This window comes from Amphritea atlantica, from assembly GCF_018860855.1.
GTDB classification, from domain to species: domain Bacteria; phylum Pseudomonadota; class Gammaproteobacteria; order Pseudomonadales; family Balneatricaceae; genus Amphritea; species Amphritea atlantica_A.
In genome coordinates, this window is the sequence record NZ_JAHKQE010000029.1 from 1 (window position 1) to 4,650 (window position 4,650).

4 protein-coding genes and 1 pseudogene are annotated in these 4,650 nt (G+C 50.2%); 2 read left to right on the plus strand and 3 right to left on the minus strand.

What is annotated here, in order from left to right; translation table 11 throughout:
• Positions 1-157 precede the first annotated feature (157 nt).
• The gene (locus KO512_RS13275) at positions 158-1,366 is read left to right on the plus strand and encodes an IS4-like element ISVsa5 family transposase (RefSeq protein ID WP_001339197.1); all 1,209 of its coding nucleotides are present in this window, start codon (positions 158-160) and stop codon (positions 1,364-1,366) included.
• A 247-nt stretch (positions 1,367-1,613) separates the two neighbouring features.
• Positions 1,614-1,733 (plus strand): annotated as a pseudogene (locus tag KO512_RS13280) (IS1 family transposase); the annotation flags it as partial.
• On the opposite strand, the gene KO512_RS13285 reads toward KO512_RS13280, so the two are convergent.
• From KO512_RS13285 to KO512_RS13295, 3 genes are all read right to left on the minus strand, one after another.
• A complete protein-coding gene (locus KO512_RS13285; RefSeq protein ID WP_035332726.1) occupies positions 1,694-1,861 on the minus strand; it encodes a hypothetical protein in 168 nt (55 codons plus the stop codon). The pseudogene KO512_RS13280 and the gene KO512_RS13285 sit on opposite strands and share 40 nt — an antisense overlap.
• 272 nt (positions 1,862-2,133) lie before the next feature.
• Positions 2,134-2,817: a hypothetical protein gene (locus KO512_RS13290; RefSeq protein WP_139162151.1), complete on the minus strand. Its 684-nt coding sequence runs from the start codon at positions 2,815-2,817 to the stop codon at positions 2,134-2,136.
• A 1,170-nt stretch (positions 2,818-3,987) separates the two neighbouring features.
• Positions 3,988-4,647 carry a type A-1 chloramphenicol O-acetyltransferase gene (locus KO512_RS13295; protein ID WP_000412211.1) on the minus strand — a complete coding sequence of 220 codons (660 nt, stop codon included), beginning with the start codon at positions 4,645-4,647 and terminating at the stop codon, positions 3,988-3,990.
• Between the last annotated feature and the right edge of the window lie 3 nt (positions 4,648-4,650).

The following is a 4,650-nucleotide window of genomic DNA, read 5'->3' on the forward strand; positions in this document are numbered from 1 at the left end:
AGCTTCCTTAGCTCCTGAAAATCTCGATAACTCAAAAAATACGCCCGGTACTGATGAATCCCCTAATGATTTTGGTAAAAATCATTAAGTTAAGGTGGATACACATCTTGTCATATGATCAAATGGTTTCGCGAAAAATCAATAATCAGACAACAAGATGTGCGAACTCGATATTTTACACGACTCTCTTTACCAATTCTGCCCCGAATTACACTTAAAACGACTCAACAGCTTAACGTTGGCTTGCCACGCATTACTTGACTGTAAAACTCTCACTCTTACCGAACTTGGCCGTAACCTGCCAACCAAAGCGAGAACAAAACATAACATCAAACGAATCGACCGATTGTTAGGTAATCGTCACCTCCACAAAGAGCGACTCGCTGTATACCGTTGGCATGCTAGCTTTATCTGTTCGGGCAATACGATGCCCATTGTACTTGTTGACTGGTCTGATATTCGTGAGCAAAAACGACTTATGGTATTGCGAGCTTCAGTCGCACTACACGGTCGTTCTGTTACTCTTTATGAGAAAGCGTTCCCGCTTTCAGAGCAATGTTCAAAGAAAGCTCATGACCAATTTCTAGCCGACCTTGCGAGCATTCTACCGAGTAACACCACACCGCTCATTGTCAGTGATGCTGGCTTTAAAGTGCCATGGTATAAATCCGTTGAGAAGCTGGGTTGGTACTGGTTAAGTCGAGTAAGAGGAAAAGTACAATATGCAGACCTAGGAGCGGAAAACTGGAAACCTATCAGCAACTTACATGATATGTCATCTAGTCACTCAAAGACTTTAGGCTATAAGAGGCTGACTAAAAGCAATCCAATCTCATGCCAAATTCTATTGTATAAATCTCGCTCTAAAGGCCGAAAAAATCAGCGCTCGACACGGACTCATTGTCACCACCCGTCACCTAAAATCTACTCAGCGTCGGCAAAGGAGCCATGGGTTCTAGCAACTAACTTACCTGTTGAAATTCGAACACCCAAACAACTTGTTAATATCTATTCGAAGCGAATGCAGATTGAAGAAACCTTCCGAGACTTGAAAAGTCCTGCCTACGGACTAGGCCTACGCCATAGCCGAACGAGCAGCTCAGAGCGTTTTGATATCATGCTGCTAATCGCCCTGATGCTTCAACTAACATGTTGGCTTGCGGGCGTTCATGCTCAGAAACAAGGTTGGGACAAGCACTTCCAGGCTAACACAGTCAGAAATCGAAACGTACTCTCAACAGTTCGCTTAGGCATGGAAGTTTTGCGGCATTCTGGCTACACAATAACAAGGGAAGACTTACTCGTGGCTGCAACCCTACTAGCTCAAAATTTATTCACACATGGTTACGCTTTGGGGAAATTATGAGGGGATCTCTCAGCGCCCGGTAGTGATCTTATTTCATTATGGTGAAAGTTGGAACCTCTTACGTGCCGATCAACGTCTCATTTTCGCCAAAAGTTGGCCCAGGGCTTCCCGGTATCAACAGGGACACCAGGATTTATTTATTCTGCGAAGTGATCTTCCGTCACAGGTATTTATTCGGCGCAAAGTGCGTCGGGTGATGCTGCCAACTTACTGATTTAGTGTATGATGGTGTTTTTGAGGTGCTCCAGTGGCTTCTGTTTCTATCAGCTGTCCCTCCTGTTCAGCTACTGACGGGGTGGTGCGTAACGGCAAAAGCACCGCCGGACATCAGCGCCATTCGCCATTCAGGCTGCGCAACTGTTGGGAAGGGCGATCGGTGCGGGCCTCTTCGCTATTACGCCAGCTGGCGAAAGGGGGATGTGCTGCAAGGCGATTAAGTTGGGTAACGCCAGGGTTTTCCCAGTCACGACGTTGTAAAACGACGGCCAGTGCCAAGCTTGCATGCCTGCAGCCGGCCAGCCTCGCAGAGCAGGATTCCCGTTGAGCACCGCCAGGTGCGAATAAGGGACAGTGAAGAAGGAACACCCGCTCGCGGGTGGGCCTACTTCACCTATCCTGCCCGGCTGACGCCGTTGGATACACCAAGGAAAGTCTACACGAACCCTTTGGCAAAATCCTGTATATCGTGCGAAAAAGGATGGATATACCGAAAAAATCGCTATAATGACCCCGAAGCAGGGTTATGCAGCGGAAAAGCGCTGTCTAGATTACTTGTACAGCTCGTCCATGCCGCCGGTGGAGTGGCGGCCCTCGGCGCGTTCGTACTGTTCCACGATGGTGTAGTCCTCGTTGTGGGAGGTGATGTCCAACTTGATGTTGACGTTGTAGGCGCCGGGCAGCTGCACGGGCTTCTTGGCCTTGTAGGTGGTCTTGACCTCAGCGTCGTAGTGGCCGCCGTCCTTCAGCTTCAGCCTCTGCTTGATCTCGCCCTTCAGGGCGCCGTCCTCGGGGTACATCCGCTCGGAGGAGGCCTCCCAGCCCATGGTCTTCTTCTGCATTACGGGGCCGTCGGAGGGGAAGTTGGTGCCGCGCAGCTTCACCTTGTAGATGAACTCGCCGTCCTGCAGGGAGGAGTCCTGGGTCACGGTCACCACGCCGCCGTCCTCGAAGTTCATCACGCGCTCCCACTTGAAGCCCTCGGGGAAGGACAGCTTCAAGTAGTCGGGGATGTCGGCGGGGTGCTTCACGTAGGCCTTGGAGCCGTACATGAACTGAGGGGACAGGATGTCCCAGGCGAAGGGCAGGGGGCCACCCTTGGTCACCTTCAGCTTGGCGGTCTGGGTGCCCTCGTAGGGGCGGCCCTCGCCCTCGCCCTCGATCTCGAACTCGTGGCCGTTCACGGAGCCCTCCATGTGCACCTTGAAGCGCATGAACTCCTTGATGATGGCCATGTTATCCTCCTCGCCCTTGCTCACCATGCTTAATTTCTCCTCTTTAATTCCCGGGTACCGAGCTCGAATTCGTAATCATGTCATAGCTGTTTCCTGTGTGAAATTGTTATCCGCTCACAATTCCACACAACATACGAGCCGGAAGCATAAAGTGTAAAGCCTGGGGTGCCTAATGAGTGAGCTAACTCACATTAATTGCGTTGCGCTCACTGCCCGCTTTCCAGTCGGGAAACCTGTCGTGCCAGCTGCATTAATGAATCGGCCAACGCGCGGGGAGAGGCGGTTTGCGTATTGGGCGCTAGCGGAGTGTATATACTGGCTTACTATGTTGGCACTGATGAGGGTGTCAGTGAAGTGCTTCATGTGGCAGGAGAAAAAAGGCTGCACCGGTGCGTCAGCAGAATATGTGATACAGGATATATTCCGCTTCCTCGCTCACTGACTCGCTACGCTCGGTCGTTCGACTGCGGCGAGCGGAAATGGCTTACGAACGGGGCGGAGATTTCCTGGAAGATGCCAGGAAGATACTTAACAGGGAAGTGAGAGGGCCGCGGCAAAGCCGTTTTTCCATAGGCTCCGCCCCCCTGACAAGCATCACGAAATCTGACGCTCAAATCAGTGGTGGCGAAACCCGACAGGACTATAAAGATACCAGGCGTTTCCCCCTGGCGGCTCCCTCGTGCGCTCTCCTGTTCCTGCCTTTCGGTTTACCGGTGTCATTCCGCTGTTATGGCCGCGTTTGTCTCATTCCACGCCTGACACTCAGTTCCGGGTAGGCAGTTCGCTCCAAGCTGGACTGTATGCACGAACCCCCCGTTCAGTCCGACCGCTGCGCCTTATCCGGTAACTATCGTCTTGAGTCCAACCCGGAAAGACATGCAAAAGCACCACTGGCAGCAGCCACTGGTAATTGATTTAGAGGAGTTAGTCTTGAAGTCATGCGCCGGTTAAGGCTAAACTGAAAGGACAAGTTTTGGTGACTGCGCTCCTCCAAGCCAGTTACCTCGGTTCAAAGAGTTGGTAGCTCAGAGAACCTTCGAAAAACCGCCCTGCAAGGCGGTTTTTTCGTTTTCAGAGCAAGAGATTACGCGCAGACCAAAACGATCTCAAGAAGATCATCTTATTAATCAGATAAAATATTTCTAGGCACCAATAACTGCCTTAAAAAAATTACGCCCCGCCCTGCCACTCATCGCAGTACTGTTGTAATTCATTAAGCATTCTGCCGACATGGAAGCCATCACAAACGGCATGATGAACCTGAATCGCCAGCGGCATCAGCACCTTGTCGCCTTGCGTATAATATTTGCCCATGGTGAAAACGGGGGCGAAGAAGTTGTCCATATTGGCCACGTTTAAATCAAAACTGGTGAAACTCACCCAGGGATTGGCTGAGACGAAAAACATATTCTCAATAAACCCTTTAGGGAAATAGGCCAGGTTTTCACCGTAACACGCCACATCTTGCGAATATATGTGTAGAAACTGCCGGAAATCGTCGTGGTATTCACTCCAGAGCGATGAAAACGTTTCAGTTTGCTCATGGAAAACGGTGTAACAAGGGTGAACACTATCCCATATCACCAGCTCACCGTCTTTCATTGCCATACGAAATTCCGGATGAGCATTCATCAGGCGGGCAAGAATGTGAATAAAGGCCGGATAAAACTTGTGCTTATTTTTCTTTACGGTCTTTAAAAAGGCCGTAATATCCAGCTGAACGGTCTGGTTATAGGTACATTGAGCAACTGACTGAAATGCCTCAAAATGTTCTTTACGATGCCATTGGGATATATCAACGGTGGTATATCCAGTGATTTTTTTCTCCATTTT